The sequence below is a fragment of the Streptomyces sp. NPDC004838 genome, from assembly GCF_053600955.1.
Window position 1 is genome coordinate 64,212 of record NZ_JBSGAW010000027.1, and the last position, 16,933, is coordinate 81,144.

The 16,933-nt window shown below is 68.3% G+C and carries 18 protein-coding genes and 3 pseudogenes; 15 read left to right on the forward strand and 6 right to left on the reverse strand.

Annotation, left to right across the window (positions count from 1 at the left end; translation table 11 throughout):
* Positions 1-357 precede the first annotated feature (357 nt).
* Complete coding sequence (locus ACWEFL_RS27185) at positions 358-1,041, reverse strand: TetR/AcrR family transcriptional regulator (protein ID WP_451717259.1); 684 nt, start codon at positions 1,039-1,041, stop codon at positions 358-360.
* Positions 1,042-1,184: 143 nt separating this feature from the next.
* On the opposite strand from ACWEFL_RS27185, the gene ACWEFL_RS27190 reads away from it, so the two are divergent.
* Entirely contained in the window at positions 1,185-2,135 is a 951-nt protein-coding gene (locus ACWEFL_RS27190) for a quinone oxidoreductase family protein (RefSeq protein ID WP_451717261.1), read from the forward strand.
* Between the two features lie 634 nt (positions 2,136-2,769).
* On the opposite strand, the gene ACWEFL_RS27195 is transcribed toward ACWEFL_RS27190, so the two are convergent.
* The 3 genes and pseudogenes from ACWEFL_RS27195 to ACWEFL_RS27205 form a co-directional block, all read right to left on the reverse strand.
* Complete coding sequence (locus ACWEFL_RS27195) at positions 2,770-3,453, reverse strand: restriction endonuclease (protein WP_451717263.1); 684 nt, start codon at positions 3,451-3,453, stop codon at positions 2,770-2,772.
* Complete coding sequence (locus tag ACWEFL_RS27200) at positions 3,453-3,665, reverse strand: hypothetical protein (protein ID WP_451717264.1); 213 nt, start codon at positions 3,663-3,665, stop codon at positions 3,453-3,455. Before ACWEFL_RS27200 ends, ACWEFL_RS27195 begins: the two co-directional genes overlap by 1 nt.
* A gap of 420 nt (positions 3,666-4,085) precedes the next feature.
* Positions 4,086-4,325: pseudogene (locus ACWEFL_RS27205) on the reverse strand (IS256 family transposase); the annotation flags it as partial.
* A gap of 47 nt (positions 4,326-4,372) precedes the next feature.
* On the opposite strand from ACWEFL_RS27205, the pseudogene ACWEFL_RS27210 reads away from it, so the two are divergent.
* The 13 genes and pseudogenes from ACWEFL_RS27210 to ACWEFL_RS27270 all read left to right on the forward strand — a co-directional run.
* Positions 4,373-4,588: pseudogene (locus tag ACWEFL_RS27210) on the forward strand (CGNR zinc finger domain-containing protein); the annotation flags it as partial.
* Positions 4,589-4,842: 254 nt separating this feature from the next.
* The gene (locus ACWEFL_RS27215) at positions 4,843-5,727 is read left to right on the forward strand and encodes a sugar phosphate isomerase/epimerase family protein (protein ID WP_451717266.1); all 885 of its coding nucleotides are present in this window, start codon (positions 4,843-4,845) and stop codon (positions 5,725-5,727) included.
* Entirely contained in the window at positions 5,724-6,776 is a 1,053-nt protein-coding gene (locus ACWEFL_RS27220) for a Gfo/Idh/MocA family protein (protein WP_451717268.1), read from the forward strand. Before ACWEFL_RS27215 ends, ACWEFL_RS27220 begins: the two co-directional genes overlap by 4 nt.
* Complete coding sequence (locus tag ACWEFL_RS27225) at positions 6,773-7,573, forward strand: hypothetical protein (RefSeq protein WP_451717270.1); 801 nt, start codon at positions 6,773-6,775, stop codon at positions 7,571-7,573. The genes ACWEFL_RS27220 and ACWEFL_RS27225 overlap by 4 nt, the downstream gene beginning before the upstream one ends.
* A 27-nt stretch (positions 7,574-7,600) precedes the next feature.
* On the forward strand, positions 7,601-8,725 hold the full coding sequence (locus tag ACWEFL_RS27230) for a Gfo/Idh/MocA family protein (RefSeq protein ID WP_451717271.1): 1,125 nt from the start codon (positions 7,601-7,603) through the stop codon (positions 8,723-8,725).
* Between the two features lie 219 nt (positions 8,726-8,944).
* Entirely contained in the window at positions 8,945-9,634 is a 690-nt protein-coding gene (locus ACWEFL_RS27235) for an ABC transporter substrate-binding protein (protein ID WP_451717273.1), read from the forward strand.
* A gap of 63 nt (positions 9,635-9,697) precedes the next feature.
* Complete coding sequence (locus ACWEFL_RS27240; protein ID WP_451717275.1) at positions 9,698-10,231, forward strand: ABC transporter permease; 534 nt, start codon at positions 9,698-9,700, stop codon at positions 10,229-10,231.
* Between the two features lie 3 nt (positions 10,232-10,234).
* Entirely contained in the window at positions 10,235-10,639 is a 405-nt protein-coding gene (locus ACWEFL_RS27245; protein WP_451717277.1) for an ABC transporter permease subunit, read from the forward strand.
* A complete protein-coding gene (locus ACWEFL_RS27250; protein ID WP_451717279.1) occupies positions 10,636-11,808 on the forward strand; it encodes an ABC transporter permease in 1,173 nt (390 codons plus the stop codon). Before ACWEFL_RS27245 ends, ACWEFL_RS27250 begins: the two co-directional genes overlap by 4 nt.
* A complete protein-coding gene (locus ACWEFL_RS27255) occupies positions 11,789-12,514 on the forward strand; it encodes an ABC transporter ATP-binding protein (protein ID WP_451717281.1) in 726 nt (241 codons plus the stop codon). Before ACWEFL_RS27250 ends, ACWEFL_RS27255 begins: the two co-directional genes overlap by 20 nt.
* A complete protein-coding gene (locus ACWEFL_RS27260; RefSeq protein WP_451717282.1) occupies positions 12,511-13,338 on the forward strand; it encodes an ATP-binding cassette domain-containing protein in 828 nt (275 codons plus the stop codon). The genes ACWEFL_RS27255 and ACWEFL_RS27260 overlap by 4 nt, the downstream gene beginning before the upstream one ends.
* A 161-nt stretch (positions 13,339-13,499) precedes the next feature.
* Positions 13,500-15,302, forward strand: a complete 1,803-nt coding sequence (locus ACWEFL_RS27265; RefSeq protein ID WP_451717284.1) for an acyl-CoA dehydrogenase — start codon at positions 13,500-13,502, stop codon at positions 15,300-15,302.
* A 12-nt stretch (positions 15,303-15,314) separates the two neighbouring features.
* Positions 15,315-15,692: a thiolase family protein gene (locus ACWEFL_RS27270; RefSeq protein WP_451717286.1), complete on the forward strand. Its 378-nt coding sequence runs from the start codon at positions 15,315-15,317 to the stop codon at positions 15,690-15,692.
* A 19-nt stretch (positions 15,693-15,711) separates the two neighbouring features.
* On the opposite strand, the pseudogene ACWEFL_RS27275 reads toward ACWEFL_RS27270, so the two are convergent.
* Positions 15,712-15,867 (reverse strand): annotated as a pseudogene (locus ACWEFL_RS27275) (transposase); the annotation flags it as partial.
* A 132-nt stretch (positions 15,868-15,999) separates the two neighbouring features.
* Between ACWEFL_RS27275 and ACWEFL_RS27280 the strand changes: the two are divergent.
* The gene (locus ACWEFL_RS27280) at positions 16,000-16,239 is read left to right on the forward strand and encodes a hypothetical protein (protein ID WP_451717288.1); all 240 of its coding nucleotides are present in this window, start codon (positions 16,000-16,002) and stop codon (positions 16,237-16,239) included.
* 24 nt (positions 16,240-16,263) lie between these two features.
* Here ACWEFL_RS27280 and ACWEFL_RS27285 read toward each other — a convergent pair whose 3' ends face one another.
* Entirely contained in the window at positions 16,264-16,848 is a 585-nt protein-coding gene (locus ACWEFL_RS27285) for a QsdR family transcriptional regulator (RefSeq protein WP_451717290.1), read from the reverse strand.
* Positions 16,849-16,933: the final 85 nt, after the last annotated feature.

The window sequence follows — 16,933 nt, forward strand, 5'->3', positions numbered from 1 at the left end:
CTGGCCGTAATTGGCTCGCGCTGGAGTCCGGCGAGCAACTGACAGCACCCCGAACTCGCGCGGCCCTCCATGGCGACCGACAGCCAGCCCACGGCGAAGCCTCATCGGGTGGTGCAAGTGAGAGGCAGGACGGTTGCGTCGATGTCGTGATCACTGGCAGCGGGGAAACCGGCGGCAGACGCCGCTCCAGGCGCGCTTCCCAGGCAGGTCACCCGTGCGGAGAAGGAGATTGCGTCCCAAGGTTCATGTCAGTGCCGGAGGAGACCGAAGACGAGGTCATTGGGCGCTGCGTACAGGGGCGGGAATTCAGGGGCGGGCGTCAGGTGTTGGGGCCGCGCCCCAGGTGGAAGTCGCCGGTCAGTCGGTTCGGTGTGGCGGCCCGTAAAGGTCGTCGAGGCGGAGCGGTGCGGGCGGGGGCAGGGACGGCGCCCCATCCGTGGCCCGGCAGGACTGGAGGAAGTAGGCGAGCAGGCGGCGAGAGGCGGCCAGGGACGCCTCCGGGGACTGTCGCACGACGCCGCTGTTCGCCAGGAGCAGGAGGGTGACGTCGCTGGGATCGAAGTCCTTGCGCAACCGCCCTGTGTTCTTCGCGCGTTGTACCAGCTGGGCGAGTCCTGCCTCGGCGCGGGCGCGCTCGCGATGAAGGTCGGGATCGTCGGGAGACTCGCCGAGGAACGCGGCGCTGAACCCGCGGTCTTCGGCCTGCATCCTGCACACCTTGGCGAGGGCGGAGCAGAGACCGCGCCAGGGATCGTCGTCCCGTAGGGCCTCGTCCAAGGCTGCGACGCACTCGGTGAGCTGCTCGGAGAACGCCGCGGCGATCAGCGAGCCCCGGGTCGGGAAGTGCCGGTAGAGGGTGGCGGCGCCAACGCCGGCCCTGCGGGCGATGGTGCTGGAGGGTACGTCGGTGCCGTTGAGGGCGTACGCCTCGCGGGCGGCCTGGAGGAGCTGGGCGTGGTTGTGCCGGGCGTCGGCTCGCTGCCCCCGGACGGGGGTCCCGGCGGCGGACGAGGACTGGTTTCGAGACGGCTGAACAGGCATGTCTCTCACCTAACCACAAATGGAAGAGGTCGTCCGTTTAGCGGGTTAGCGTCTCTGGTGCTGCGGCATCGAGGTCACCGAGGACGTCTGAGCCTCGTTGTTCGGCAGCCACATGCGCGACAAGACACCTGCGAGGAGACATCATGCGTGCAGTAGAGATCACCGAATTCGGTGGTCCGGAGAACCTCAAGCTGGTCGACCGGCCGGACCCGACCGCCGAGCCGGGCCATGCCGTATTGGCGGTGGCAGCGGCCGGGGTCGGCTTTTTCGATGTCCTGCTACGGCAGGGCGCCAACCCCGACGTCGGCACCGGCACCGTGCCCGGTCTGGAGGTGGCGGGCACGGTGGTCGAGGTCGGTTCGGAGGACGACGCCGGGTGGGTGGGACGCCGGGTCTTCGCGATGACCGGACACGGCGGCGGCTACAGCGACCGCGCCATGGTGCCCGTCGAATCTCTCGTAGAACTACCGGAGGACGTCTCGTCCCATGACGCGGTAGCGCTCGGGGTGAATTCCCTGGTCGCCGCGGCAAGCGTGGAAAGGGCCGACGTCAGGGCGGGCGAGCGGGTGCTCGTTCGCGGCGCCGGTGGCGGGATCGGCGTGCTCACCACCCAGTTCGCGGCCGCTCGGGGTGCGACGGTGATCGCCTCCGTTCCCGACCGGTCCGTCGCGCAGCGGCTGTACGACCTGGGGGCCACGGAAGTCGTGGGCGTGGACGCGGTCGACCCGGGCCCGGACGGCCGCTATCACGCCGTCGTCGACATCGTCGCCGGTTCCGACGTGGCCGACTTCATCCCCCTGCTCCGCCCGAACGGCAGGTACGTGATCAGTGGTGTCGTCGCGGGTGTCCCCACCCCCGACTTCGGCATGGCACTGTTCGCGAACTTCCAGCAGTCCTGGACCATCTCGGCCCTCAGTCTCTCCAGCGCGCCGTCGAAGACCGCCGCCGAGACCTTCGCACTTGTCTTCGCCGACTTGCGGGAAGGCCGACTGAAGCCGGTGCTGCACGGCACCTTCCCGCTGAACGAAGCCGCGGCCGCGCACACTCTGCTGGAGTCCCGCGCCGCCTTCGGTAAGATCGTTCTGACCGTCTGATTCGGCCATCCGGCTCGCCTGCGTCCGCCCCGGGCACGACTCCGCGGTCAGGAGGATTGTGCGGGACGACGCGGGTGAGAAGTGGGCGCTCGCCCTCCCAAGTGACGAGACGGAACCGCTCCCGCCCGAGCTGCCCAGGTCTCCGGAGCCGCCGACCCGGCGGGCGCGCTGGAACCCGTCCCGCGCGAGCAGGTCGGCGCACGCCTGCTCGAAGCCGTCCGCGCTCATCGCGGCGAGCTGCTTCATCCGGAAGGTCAGGACCTTGGGCGCTGCGGTGCCTGGCTCGCTGTCACTGCGCTCGCCCGGGCTGTCGTCGCTGTCGTCGGGCGTGTCGCTGTGGACGACGTAGCCGCCCCGGTCGGAGAAGACCACGAAGCACAGCAGCACGAGCGTGCCCACGATGATCAGGGCGAACCACCAGGGATGCCCTATGAGCCATCCCCACACGTCCTCCGTGAACCAGTCCCCGACATCGTCGCGTACCCAGGGCCATGCGTCCTGCGTCAGCCACTGCCAGGCGGCCTTGGCGATGGCCAAGCCGACAATCACCCAGAGGATGACCTTCAACACCGGTTCCAGTGACCCGTCCTCGTCGAACACCGTTCCCCCTTCCCTGCCCTCTCGGTGGCCCGCGCTACGCGGCTCGTCGGACTGCGGTCCTGCGTGTCCTGCGGGCGGGCAGTCGCAGCAGGGTGTGCAGCGGGACTCCGTCTTCAGCCCACTGCCGCAGACGTTCGCGATCGACCCAGTGGACCTGATGCCGCTCGCCCCATGCCTTGGCGTCCCGGGTGAAGCCGCCGTTGGTGACCACGACCGCGACATCGGCTTTGTGGACGGGGCCGGCGGTTCCCTTGACCTGGTACATCACCTTCGAGTCGACCTTCCCGCCGACAGCGGTGTGCTTGGCCTGCAGCACGATTCGCCCACGCTGGGCATGCCGGCCGATGACGTCGGCTGCCTGATCGCCGGCCTGCCCGACCCGCTGCGCTGACCAGCCGTCACGGATGAGGAGATCCCGCAGAGCGAACTCGAACTCCGCATCACCGAGCGAGTCGATTCGGTCGAGCGGGAGTCGAAGGACCGCGACCAGCGCGGCCTGGGCCCGCCGCAGCCGAACCCGCCTCACCTGCCACCAGACGGCAGCCAGCAGGCTCGCCACCGCCACGGCGACCGCGAGCGGCCACCCGCGCACGATCGCACGCCACAGCACCGTCGCCGCCTGCACCAGCACGGTGGACACGGCCAGGGCGACGAGGACCGCTGCTACCCGCTCGTGGCGACCGCGCGGCACGCGCAGCCGCATCCGGATGCCGCCCATCACCGGCTCGACGACGCGGACACCGACGGCGTGGGGGAGACCGGCTTGTTCGTCTCGGCCCCGCTGTCGCTGCTGCCGAACCCGAAGACCTGTCCCCACAGCCAGACGAAGGCGACGATTCCCGCGATGGTCCAGCCGCCCAGCTTCTTTCCACGTGGCCGGGGATTCCTGCGGATGTGGCGACGAACCTCGTGAAATCCCTCCGGCGGCATGCCCTTCCCCCTCCTGCGACCTGGCAACTTGATGACGCTGCCCCTGTGGATATGGGTGTATCAGCGGGCACTGACAAAAACTGATGGATCATCACGAGCGTCGGCCTGCATCGAGCACAATCCAGCCAGGGCCGATCGAATCGTCCTCGTCGACCGATGAGGTGAGCGAGCATCACGCCTCTGACCTGGAGGTTCTCAATGCGATACGGTCGTCGCCCACTGGTATGCACGCCACGCCATCTCGCCGATTCGCCGCCGGCTGCCGATAGTTCACCTGCGCCGACGCCGGGAAAGCGGCCCTGGAACGCAGCGGGGAGTTGGCGCGAAAGCGGAGGCGCCGAAGAGCGACCGAGCCATATTTGGCCACCACCTTTCGGCCTATTCGGAAGGGTGCTGAGCAAACCGTAAGAAGTGCCGCTCCTGCCCGTCGTGTTGTTGCTTGTCATAGCCGACGTGATCGGTGATCTCGCCCTCCAGGGCGGACTCCAGCACCCGCTTGGTCAGCTGCTGCAGCAGCCCGCCCTCCCCGGTCAACCGCAGCCCGTCCGTACGGGCACGGTCGACCAGCACCGCGATCAACTGCTCGTCCGACACCGACTCCGCAGCCGACTCGACCGCCGGCTCCTCCACGGCCGAGTGCTCGGTGGTGGTCTCGCCCATCAGGCGTCTCCTTGATCATCGGATCCGCCGTTGATTAGACACTCCCTCTGCACTACCGCTACGAGAACGGCTCCCTCCCGCACGTGCTCCGGGCGGTCATCGGTGTCGGCACGGCGTTGCATCTCACGACCCGCGGTATGAACCGCCTCGGCCGCTGCGCGGCGGCGCCGTGCACGAACGTCGTGGTCGATGTGACCCGCAACGGGCGCCGGCGCTACTGCTCGGTCCGCTGCGCCAACCGCGATGCCGTGCGCCGCCATTGAGCGCGGTACGTCTGAGGGTGCATCGATCTGGCCGGTCGATCGGCCGGCGCCTCTGGTGCTGCGCGGGGCGACAAAGCTATCGTGCAACATACTTGCATGTGATGCATGACGGTCATGGGATCACGAAACGGGCCGTTCTTCCGTCGACGAGGACCAAGGGCGTACAACCGCCCGAGGTTCGCACCGTTCGGCGGCGCTCACCCCGGATCGAAGGCGTTCCGTCCGTGACCCACGGCACCCGAGGAGAAAGTCATATGCTCCGATTGGCGATCAATCCCCTGCCCTGGACCCTGGGCCCGACCGGTCTGACTCTGTCGGAGTCGTCGGTGCGGCTCGCGCTCAGCGAACTCACGCCGACCGGCTTCCGTGCGCTGCACACGAGCGTCCCCGAGGGCATGGACCTCGCCGCGTATGCCGCGCTCCTGGATGAGTACGGGTTCCGTGCCGCCCCAGGATATGTCTCGGGACCGTTCGACCAGCCCGAGCTCCGCGGCGATCTGATCGAGACGGTGCGCGCCCATGCGCGCCTCATCCGCGAACTCGGCCTCGACGTCACGTTCGTCGCCGGCGGGCTCGATCAGGAGCGGATGATGCGCCCTGCGGTCGGGGAAGGCGGCAGCCTCGACCGGACGAAGCGGATCGCCGACGGCCTGGTCGAAGCCGCCGAGGCCGCCGAATCCGAAGGGGTGCGACTAGCGCTCCACCCGCACGTCTCGTCGATCGTCGAGACGGAGGACGAGATCCGTACGATCCTGGACGCCACGGCCGGATCCGCTCTCGGCTTCGGTCCGGACACCGGCCATCTGGCCTGGGCCGGGATGGTGCCGGCGGAGATCATCGCGGACTATGCCGACCGGGTCATCGCGATCCACGTGAAGGACGTCGGTCTCGCGGGCCTGCAACAGACGATCCGCTACTCCGACGACTACATGACCGCTGCGTTGGTCCGCCACATCTGGACCGAGCCGGGCCGGGGCGTCGTCGACTTCGACGCCGTCTTCGCCGCGTTGCCCGAAGACCTCGACGGCTGGTGCGTCGTTGAGGTCGACGTCCCGAACTTGCCGAGCGCGGTCGAGAGCGCCCGCGCATCCTTTCAGACCCTGACCGCCCGCTACCCCTCTCTGGAGGCATCCGCATGACTGCCCTTGAGACGCTCGGCGTCGGGATCGTCGGAGCCGGCCCCGCTTCGCAGACCATCCACCTGCCCACCCTCGCCAGGATGAGGGACCGGTTCCGCGTCGCGAACATCATGGACGTGGCGCCTGGGGTCGCCGAATCGGTGGCCGCCCGTGTCGGAGCTCGTGCGTCGACGTCGCTGGAGGCGCTCCTGAAGGATCCCGACGTCGACGTCGTCGTGGTCGCGAGCCCCAAACAGTTCCACGCCGATCAGGTCGTGGCGGCGATCGAGGCGGGCGCGCGTGCCGTGCTGTGCGAGAAGCCCCTCGTCACCAGCGCCGAGGAAGGCGACCGGATCGCGGCCGCCGCAGAGCGGACGGGGATTCCCGTGATCGTCGGGGCTATGCATGCGTACGATCCCGCTTGGCTCGCGGTCTCGGGCGGATGGGGAGACTTCGCCGATCGCGTCCACACGGTGCGCTCACGGATCGTCCTGCCGAGGAACCGACGCTTCGAGGACTGGTCGACCGAGGTGCGATTCCGCTCGCAAGGCCCGGTCTTCACCATGTCCACACCCGAGGAGACGGCGGCCGTGCTGCGGAACCTGGTCCTTGAGCTGACCGTGCACGATCTGCCGCTGGTCCGTGCTCTGCTGCCTCGCGCGGACGAGTTGTCCGTGCATTCGGCCAGGATGCTCCGCCCGGTGGGGTACGCGATCGCCGGGGAGGCCGGTGATCGCTTGGTGCATCTGATCGCCTCCTTCCACGGGCATTCCGAGCCCTATTGGGAGCTTGAGGCGATCTCCGACGACGAGATCCTGCGGGTGCGGTTCACGCCCTCGTACGTTCACGCGGGATCCTCCGAGGCCAGCCTCCGTCGCGCCGACGGGTCCCGGACGGTGTTCGGTCCCTACCGAAGCAACGGATACGAGGGGGAATATCTCGCTCTCCACGCCGCGGCCACCGGCGCCGATGCCGGTCGCGGCCTCGAGGCCGCCGTCGGCGATCTCGACTTCACCTTGGCCGTCGCCGATCGAGCGGTCGCGGCCCTTCTCCGGGAGGACCGGGCATGAGCTCGTTGCGCATCACGATCGCGGAGGGGGTGGCGCGCGAGGCGTTCGACTACACGCTCGCGACCCTTCCCGAGTCCTATGTCGTCGTGCCCACCCACGCAGACGTCGAGGTCGTCGACGGTGGCGTCGGCTGGGTGAACGCGGCTTCCCGCGCGATCGAGACGGGCGTGCGGGCGGTCATCGTCACGGATCCCGTCTTCGTCGGGTCGGACGCGGTCCTTGGGCTCGCGGATCGCGCGGACGCTGCCGGGGTGCTCGTGCGGATGGCGGAACAGTTCGCGGGGAACCCGGCGCTCGCCGCACACGAACGACAGCTGCGGGCCCATCTGGTGGCGACGACCGCCGTCGTCGTCACCGAGACGCGGGCGGAGGTGCCGCCGGCGGACGCGGCGTTGAGCGTGCTGCGCACGCTGCGAGCGCTCGGTCTCGATGCCGAGTTCGCCTCGTGGTCGGGCAGACTCTCCTCCGTTCACATCGGAGGAGACGCGGGGACGGTGGCGATCGAGGCCGCCGTGAGCCGGAGCCGCCATGCCGGACAGCGGATCCAGGCACTCGGGTGGAGTCGGACCGTGGACATCGAATTGCCCCCTGCCGGCACCTCCACGCCGGCGCGTCTGACCATCACCACGCTCGACGGTGAGGACAAGCTCGCGTCGATCTACGAGACCGCCGACCGGGCCGCATGGCGCGCAACGCACGAAAGCCTGGAGAGCGGGCATGTGGACACCGCGGCTCTTCGCGCGTTCGCCGCGGACGTGACCGCGGTGGAGCGACTGATCGCACGAGGCTCACGATGAGTCGTCCGGACCGGGCGGATTCAGGCCATGCGGGCTAGCACGCGGGTCGCGATCATCGGCACGGGCATGATCGCCGCGGCGCACGTGCGTGCTGCGCGCGATGCCGGCGCGACGGTGCTCGGGGTGCTTGGTTCGAGTGCGGAGTCCTCGACGGCGGCCGCGATGGACTGGGGGCTTGCGTCGGCATTCCGAGATCTGGACGACCTGCTGCGCTCCCGTCCGGACGTGGTCCACGTCTGCAGCCCCAACTCGACTCATCTGTCCTACGGACGAGCGATCGCGGAGGCCGGCATCCACCTGGTGGTGGAGAAGCCGGTCGCGACGACGTTGGAAGACGCCCTGCTCCTCGACCAGGCCGTTCGAGGAGCAGGGGTCGTGGCTACGGTGCCGTACGCGTACCGGTTCCATCCTCTGGTGCGGGAGATGCGCGAGCGACGTCGTCGAGGCGATATCGGGGACGTGATCCTCATGCACGGGTCCTATCTGCAGGACTGGCTGCTCTCGCCCGCTGCGTCTACCTGGCGGGCAGACGCCACCGTCGGCGGGCGTTCGCGGGCGTTCGCCGACATCGGGTCGCACTGGTGCGACCTGGCCGAGTTCATCTCCGGCGAACGGTTCGACTCTCTCCACGCCACGTTCTCGATCGTCCACCCGACGCGGCCGGCATCGTCGTCGGCGTCCTTCTCGTCGGCGGAGGGCGGCGCGAAGCGCATGAGCGTGAACACCGAGGACATCGCCCTGCTCACCCTGCGCAGCGAGCGTGGTGTCTACGCGAGCACCACGATCTCGCAGGTGTCCGCGGGGCGTAAGAACCGGCTGTGGATCGAAGTCGACGGAACGCGGGAGTCGCTCGTCTTCGATCAGGAGCAGCCGGACGTGCTGTGGATCGGTGCGGAGGACGGGGCTCGCCTCCTCCGACGAGGCGAAGGGACGTCTTCGGCGGATCAGCGTCGGCTGCTCCGTACCCCGGCCGGTCATCCCCAGGGGTGGCCGGACGCGTTCGCGGCGTTCTGCGCGGACACGTACGCCGCCGTGCGCGGCGAGGACCCCGAGGGGCTGCCGACCCTGGCGGACGGCGTCCGTTCGATGAAGCTGATCGACGCCGCGCTGGAGAGCGCGCAGTCGCACGGATGGAAGGAAGTGGTCCGATGAAGCTGGGACTGACGACGGCATGTCTGCCGGCCTGGTCGCTGGAACGCATCGCCGAGCACGCGAGCGTCCACGGCTTCGACGCGCTCGAAGTCGCGGCGTGGCCCAGTGTGGGAAGCCGCGATTTCGAGGCGACGCACATCGACGCCGCCGCCTTCGACGGGAGCGACGAGGAGGTCGTGCGCACACTGGACGGGCTTCCAGTTCTACGACCGCAAAGGCGTGCTCAACCCAGCCTTCGCCGATGTCCGGGTGAGGCAGGCCCTCGTCACCGCGGTCGACAAGAAGGGCATCTTCAAGAGCGTCCTGCTCGAGCGAGGGAAGCTCACCAACCAGATCTTCAACCCGAAGGGTCTGGCGTACGACCCCTCGCTCGACGACGGCCGCTGGGACTACAACCCGGCCAAGGCCAAGCAGTTGCTCGCCGAAGCGGGACACGGTGCCGGCCTGACCATCGAGCTGCCGCTCATCGGCGCGTTCCCGCCGGCGATCTACACGACCATCATCCAGAACCTCAAGGATGTCGGCGTGACCGTCAAGCAGCGTCAGTTCGCGCCGGGCGAGGCCATTCCCTCCCTCACCGGGGCGAAGAACTCCTTCGCGTACATGCAGCTGAACCTGTTCGACGACTGGGCCATGATGAACCAGACCGTGGTGCCTGGTGCCCCATGGAACCCGTTCAGGATCGCTGACCCGAAGGCGGACGGATACGTCACCGCCTACCAGCAGGCGAAGACCGACGACGAGCGGCGGACCGCGGGGCGTGCGCTCAACAAGCACATCGTCGACAACGTCTGGTTCGGCGTCTTCTACCTGGAGCAGCAGATGTACGGCGCCGACAAGAAGACGGCGGTCGTCCTCCAGCAGGGACAGGCCGTGCCATCGATCTACAACTACTCGCCGGCCGGTTGATCGACCGACACCGCCCCCGGTGCCGCTCATCGGCGCCGGGGGCGGCAACCTCTGGGAGCGACTGTGCTCAGATTCATCCTCAAGCGAGTGCTGCTGGCGATATCGCAGCTGTTCGCGATCTCCCTCATCGCCTTCACGCTGCTCTACCTGTCCTCGGGTGACATCGCGCGTGCCATCCTCGGACAGTATGCGACCGAGGAGCAGGTGCGTCAGAAGACGCAGGAACTGGGTCTCGACCGACCCCTGATCGTCCGCTACGGCGAGTGGCTGGGCAACGTCCTCCAAGGAGACCTCGGCCAGTCCTACTTCACGCCCCAGAGCGTGGGGGACGCCTTGCTGACCCGACTTCCCGTCACCCTCACGCTGCTCATCGCCACGACGGTGCTCGCCGGTCTCATCGCCTTCGCCCTCGGCGTCGCCGCGGGCGTCCGTCGCGGCTGGCTCGACCGGCTGATCCAGGTGGTCTCCGTCGTCGGCTACGCGCTCCCCGGATTCCTCGTCGCCCTCCTGCTGGTGCTGACGTTCGCCGTCGATCTCGGGTGGTTCCCCGCGACAGGCTATGTTCCGTTCGCCGACGATCCGGCAGGGTGGGTGTGAACCATGACCCTCCCGGTCGCCGCGCTCTCGATCGCGGCCATCGCGGCCGTCGCGGCGCAGGTGCGCGGAGCCGTCATCGACGCGATGCGTCAGGACTATGTGCGGACCCTGCGCAGCCGAGGGCTCAGCGAGCGCAAGATCATCCTCAAGCACGTGGTGCGCAACGCCTCCGGGACCGGGCTCACGGTCCTCGGGATCCAGTTCGTCGGGCTCCTGGGCGGCGCGATCATCGTGGAGCAGATCTTCGCTCTCCCCGGTCTCGGCACGATCGCGATCACCTACACGACCCGGGGTGACATCCCGGTGGTCATGGGGCTCCTGCTCGTGACGTCGCTCATCGTCGCGACCGTCAACGTCCTCGTGGACATCTCGGTCGGACTCCTCAATCCGAAGGCGCGCATCGCATGACCGATTCCACAATCTCCACGGCGACACGGATCGGGTTCGCCGGCAGGTTCCTGCGCAATCCGCTGGCCATGGCGGGGCTCCTCGTCCTCCTGATCATCGTGCTCTCCTGTGTCTTCGCCGGAGCGCTCGCCCCCGCCGACCCCAACCGCTCCGTGATCGGCGACGCCTTGCTGCCGCCGTTCTCTCCGGATCATCTGCTCGGGACGGACTCGTCCGGACGCGACGTCTGGTCGCGTCTTCTGCACGGCGGCCGGGTCAGCCTCCTGGGTGCGTGCCTTGCGATCGTGGTGGCGGCGATCATCGGCATTCCGACGGGCATGCTCGCCGGCTACTACGGCTCCTGGTTCGACACGTCGTCGGTGTGGTGGAACAACCTGATCCAGTCGATGCCGGGGATCATCGTGCTGCTCGCGGCGCGTGCCGTCATAGGGCCGTCGATCTGGCTGTCGATGATCATCTACGGCGTCATCCTCTCGCCCGCCTTCTATCGCGTGGTGAGAACGGCTGTCATCGACGTACGCAACGAACTCTACGTCGACGCCGCACGGGTGGCGGGGCTGCGCGACACGTCGATCATCGGTCGCCACATCCTCGCGGTCGTTCGCGCCCCGGTCATCATCCAGACCTCTCTGCTGCTCGGGATCGCGCTGGCGATCCAGTCCGGGCTGGAGTTCGTGGGGATCGGGGATCCGACCATCCCGTCCTGGGGCAACCTCCTCAACGACGCGTTCAAGAACATCTACCAGAACTCGGTCATGCTCCTGTGGCCGACGTTGGCCATCGGGCTCACCTGTGCGGCGTTGGTCGTGATCGGCAACGGGCTCCGAGACGCGCTGGAGGACCGGGGCTCGCGCACCAGGGGACGCCCCTCGCGCCGCGGGCGGCGGGCGGCGATCGATTCGGCGGCGCTGACGTTCACGCCCGGCCTCGGCACGCAGTCCGAGTCGTCGAAGCTCGATGTCGCGACGGCGTCCGAGCCCGAGCCTGCGGCGGCTCCCCCCGCTTCGTCCATCGGCGTTCCGGCTCCGCACCCGTTCCGCGCAGACGCGGCTCTGCCCCCGGGTAGACGCGGTCTCCATCGCCTACGGCGATGGCCCGGAGCCGACGACGGTCGTCAGCAACGCGAGCTTCGACCTCGCCCAGGGCGAGGTGCTCGGGCTGGTCGGTGAATCGGGGTCCGGCAAGACACAGACGGCCTTCTCCATCCTGGGACTGCTGCCCGAAGGCGGTCGCGTGCGCTCCGGGAGCATCCTGTTCGACGGGCAGGATCTCGCCCAGGCGCCGCCGTCGGCCTTCCGGCTGCTGCGCGGCACGGAGCTGGCCTACATCCCGCAGGAGCCGATGAGTAATCTGGACCCTTCGTTCCGGATCGGCAGCCAGCTGATCGAGCCGATCATCGATCGCCTGGGAGTCTCGAAGCGCGAGGCGACCCGGTCTGCGCTGGAACTGCTCAGCCGGGTCGGCATCCCCGAGCCGCAGCGTACTTTCGATGCCTACCCGCACGAGATCTCCGGCGGGATGGCGCAGCGCGTCCTGATCGCCGGAGCGGTCTCCTGCAAGCCGCGCCTGCTCATCGCCGACGAGCCGACGACGGCGCTCGACGTGACGGTGCAGGCCGAGGTGCTCGAACTGCTGCGGAGCCTGCAGCGCGAGTACGGAATGGGCGTGATCCTCGTGACCCACAACTTCGGCGTCGTCGCCGACATCTGTGACCGCGTCGCGGTGATGCGCGGGGGCGTGGTCGTCGAGGTGTCGGACGTGCAGTCGATCTTCGCCGACCCTCAGCACCAGTACACCCGGACGCTTCTGGGTTCCACTCTCGAGGGCGGTCCGTCACGCCCCGAGCTTGATGCCGCCGAGGAGGCGATCCGATGACGACGCTGCTGGAAGTCGAGGGGCTCGAGGTCGAGTTCCGCAGACGGGGAACGGCGTTCAAGGCGCTGAACGACATCAGCTTCACGATCGAACGCGGAAAGACGATGGGGCTGGTCGGGGAGTCCGGATCGGGCAAGACGACCATCGGTCGTGCGATCCTCGGCCTCGTCTCCCCGTCGAGTGGGCGGATCTCCTTCGAGGGGAAGGACATCACTCGTCTGTCACGCGCTCGACGACGTCCGCTGAGCCGGGACATCCAGGTCGTGTTCCAGGACCCGTACACGTCGCTGAACCCTGCGTTGACGATCGAGCAGATCCTCGCCGAGCCGCTTCGGGTGCAGGGTGTGTCGCGGGCGGAAGCATCCCGCCGAGTCCGAGGTCTGCTCGATCGGGTGGGACTGCCTGCCGATGCCGCAAGCCGCTATCCGAGCGAGTTCTCCGGCGGGCAACGGCAGCGCGTCGCGATCGCGCGGGCGCTCGCGATGGAGCCCAAGCTCATCGTGTGCGACGAGCCGGTGTCGGCGCTCGATCTGTCGACCCAGGAGCGCGTGCTCGATCTGTTCATCGAGATCCAGAGGGAGATCGGCTGCGCCTATCTTTTCATCTCGCACGACCTCTCGGTCATCCGCCACATCAGCCATGACGTGATGGTGCTCTACCGTGGTGACCTGGTGGAGGCGGGCGATGTGACCACGATCACCTCGGCGCCCTCCCATCCGTACACGCGCCGCCTGATGCTGTCGGCCCCCGTGCCAGACCCTCGGGAGCAGCGTGAGCGCCGCGCGGAGCTTGCTCGCCTGCGCGCATTGGAGGCGACCGGGTGAGCGTACGTCGTCCCGCCTGACGCCGCGTAAGCGGCCGTGGGTCGCGTCGGCTTCGAGCAGCCGCCGGCAGAGGCCGGCCTGTCCGTGACACCGCTCTCGAGTGCTTGTGCTCTGAGCGCAATGCAACAAATTCAAGAATGTTGCACAAAGAAATAGGAATCATGGCGACATCACAGGTGATCTCGCGACGAGACGTCGATTTTCTGCTCTACGAGTGGCTCGACATCGTCTCGCTCATCGAGCGACCCCGCTTCTCGGATCATGATCGGTCGATCTTCGACGGCGTCATCGACATGGCCGAGGAGATGGCCGTGAAGACGTTCGCGCCGATCAACCGCCTCCTCGACGAGGTCGAGCCCCGGATCGGCGCCACCGGGCAGGTCGAGCAGCCCGCCGAGCTGGCCGACGCCCTCCGACGGTTCGCCGAGTCCGGCCTGACGGCGAGCACCTTCGACATCGAGCACGGGGGTGCGCAGCTGCCCTCCGTCGTACGGGCCGCATGCGCTGTCTTCCTCCAGGCGGCGTCGATCGCGGCCTACGCCTACCCTTTCCTCTCCGAGGCGAATGCGAACCTCCTCGTCGCGTTCGGAACCGCGGAGCAGATCCGTCTCCTCGCCCGTCCGATCATCGAGGGGCGCTGGTACGGGACGATGTGCCTGTCGGAGCCGCAGGCGGGGTCGGCGCTGAACGAGATCGCCACCGCTGCCGCCGTCCAGCCGGACGGTTCGTACCGTCTCACCGGCACGAAGATGTGGATCTCGGCCGGCGATCACGAACTCGCGGAGAACATCGTCCATCTCGTCCTCGCGAGGACGGACACGACACATGGCGCCGGGGCGGCTCTGTCGCTGTTCGCCGTGCCACGCTATCTCGTCGCGGACGACGGCAGCCTCGGGGAGCGCAACGACGTGGCGCTCTCCGGGCTCAACCACAAGATGGGGTACCGCGGCACGGTCAACACGGTCCTCTCCTTCGGTGGAGGCGCCTGGACCCCCGGCGACACTCCCGGCGCCGTCGGTCATCTCGTGGGCGAGGAGGGGCGTGGTCTGGAGTACATGTTCCACATGATGGACGAGGCGCGTATCGGCGTCGGCTCGGGCGCGGTGGCCCTGGGGTACGTCGGCTACCTCCGTGCCCTCGAGTACGCGCGAGAGCGCCCCCAGGGGCGTCGGCTCGGGGGCGGGGTCGAGGAGCGGGGCTCTGTGGCGATCAGCGAACATCCCGACGTGCGGCGCATGCTGCTGGCGCAGAAGTCCTATGCAGAGGGCGGGCTCGCCCTCATCTTGTACTGCGCGCGCCTCGTGGACGAGACGCGCGCCGCCGACGCGGCGGAGGACCGGGAGAGCGCTACGACGTTGCTGAGGTTGCTCACCCCGGTCGCCAAGTCATGGCCTTCTCAATGGTGCCTCAAGGGGAACGACCTCGCGATCCAGGTCCACGGCGGTTATGGGTACACCAGGGACTTTCCGGTGGAGCAGCTCTATCGGGACAATCGGCTGAACTCCATCCACGAGGGCACCCACGGCATCCAGGCTCTCGATCTCCTCGGCCGCCGGGTTTGCCGCAACGACGGCGAGGACCTGAGACTGCTCCTCGATCGGATGAGGGACACCTGTGCGCGCGGTCTGGCTGAGGGTGGGGCCGAAGGCGAACATGCCGCCGCCGTGGAACGATGGGCTCTCGAGCTCGATCGCGTCACCCGCGACCTTTGGCGCGACGAGGATCCGGTGACGGCGTTGGCGAACGCCTCGTACTACCTCGACGCCTTCGGGCACGTGGTCGTCGCATGGCTCTGGCTCGAGCAGGAGCTGGCGGCGAAGGGGCGCGCCGGTGCGTTCTACGACGGGAAGAGGTCGGCGGCGCAGTACTTCTTCCGCTACGAGCTTCCTGCGGTCGAGCCGTGGTTCCGGCTCCTCGGGCAACGGGACCGCACCACGATTGACCTCGACCCCGCCACGTTCTGAGGATCCGCTGCCATGCCCACGGATGCCGTCGTCGTCAGCGTTGCACGAACGCCGATCGGACGCGCCTGTCGAGGCTCACTGAACAACACCATGGCCCCGCGTCTTGCCGTCCATGAGATCTCGCATGCCGTCTCGCGGGCCGGGCTCGACGCTGGAGAGGTCGAGGACGTCGTCTTGGGCGCGACGCTTCAGCAAGGCACATCGGGGTTCGACGTCGGAAGGCGGTCGGCCCTCAGATCCAGGTGGCGCCGATGTCGACCTGACACACCGAACCGTAGTGCCGGGCTTCGTCGACATGCATGTGCACGGTGGCGGCGGCGCCGGTCCGGACCCGGCGGCCGAGCTTGTCGTGGACGCGGTCCCAGGTGCCGTCCCTGCGCCACTTGGTGAACCAGCGGTGAGCCGCCTCCCAGGGCAGCAGATCACGCGGAAGCATCCGCCACTGGCAGCCCGACCGCAGCACGCAGAAGACCGAGTCGAGCACCAACCGGTCCCCGTACTCGCGCATCCCGCCGCCTTTTCGCAGGTCACGCGTGGGAAGGAGCGGCTGGATGATCTCCCGCATCCCATCGGTCAGGCTGGACGGACAGCATGGGCCGCTGACGGCCTCGGAGTTGTCGCACTGGCACACACCACGTGATCATCCCGGGGCCGTCGCCACGCCCGGAAGGCAGATCACGACCGTCACGCATCACACATGATCAGCCATCCGACAGGCTCTTGGACGGTGCACTGCCGAGACCGTCCGGGTATCGATCCGGCACGGTTCAACGTCGACGGCGGGGCGATCGCCATCGGGCACCCGTACGGGATGTCAGGCGCGAGGATGCTCGGCCACGCCCTTCTCGAGGGTCGCCGCCGCGATGCGCGTCGCGCAGTCGTCACCATGTGCGTCGGAGGCGGGATGGGAGCCGGCGCCCTCTTCGACATCGCGTGAGTCGCGGAGCCCCGGCGGTGGGCATCAGTCGACGTGCATCAAAGCGCCGACCGCGTCGCCCACCATCGCCGCGTCGGGCGGGTCGCCCGTGATCGTGTCGGTGTAGACGAAGGACTCGATGATGCGGACCACGATGTAGGCGAGCGGGCGGGAGTCCATCGTGTGGGTGAGTCTGCCCGCGCGGCGCTCGGCCTCGATCAGATCCTCGAAGGCCGTCACGATGTGTGCCTGCACGGCGCTCGCCTTGGAGGTGAGGAGGCGGAGCGCACGGTCCGACTCTCGGCGCAGGTAGGACTGGAAGAACGAGGAATCGAGGACGCCCTCGGCGTATCGGCGGGCGACGTCCCTGACCCTCGCCGCTCCCTCGGAGGTCGTCTGTGCTTCGGCGGCGCGGATCGCCGGCTCGGCGAGCGAGATCAGGATCATGGCGAGGAGGTTGTCCCTGTTGCCGATCCACCGGAAAAGCGTCGACCGGTCCACTTCCATGTCGGACGCGAGGTCCTGCATGTCGATGCGTTCGCCTGCCATGAACTGCCGACGCGCTTGCAGGAACGCGCGCTCGGCGCCTTCACGGTTCCCAGCGGCCGCAAGGGCTTTCGGAATTGTCATAGGCGCGAGTGTATGCGGGGAGGGTGGTGCCTTCGGATGAGCATGCATGCAACGATACAGCTAATGTTGCACGTCCTCGTTTGGC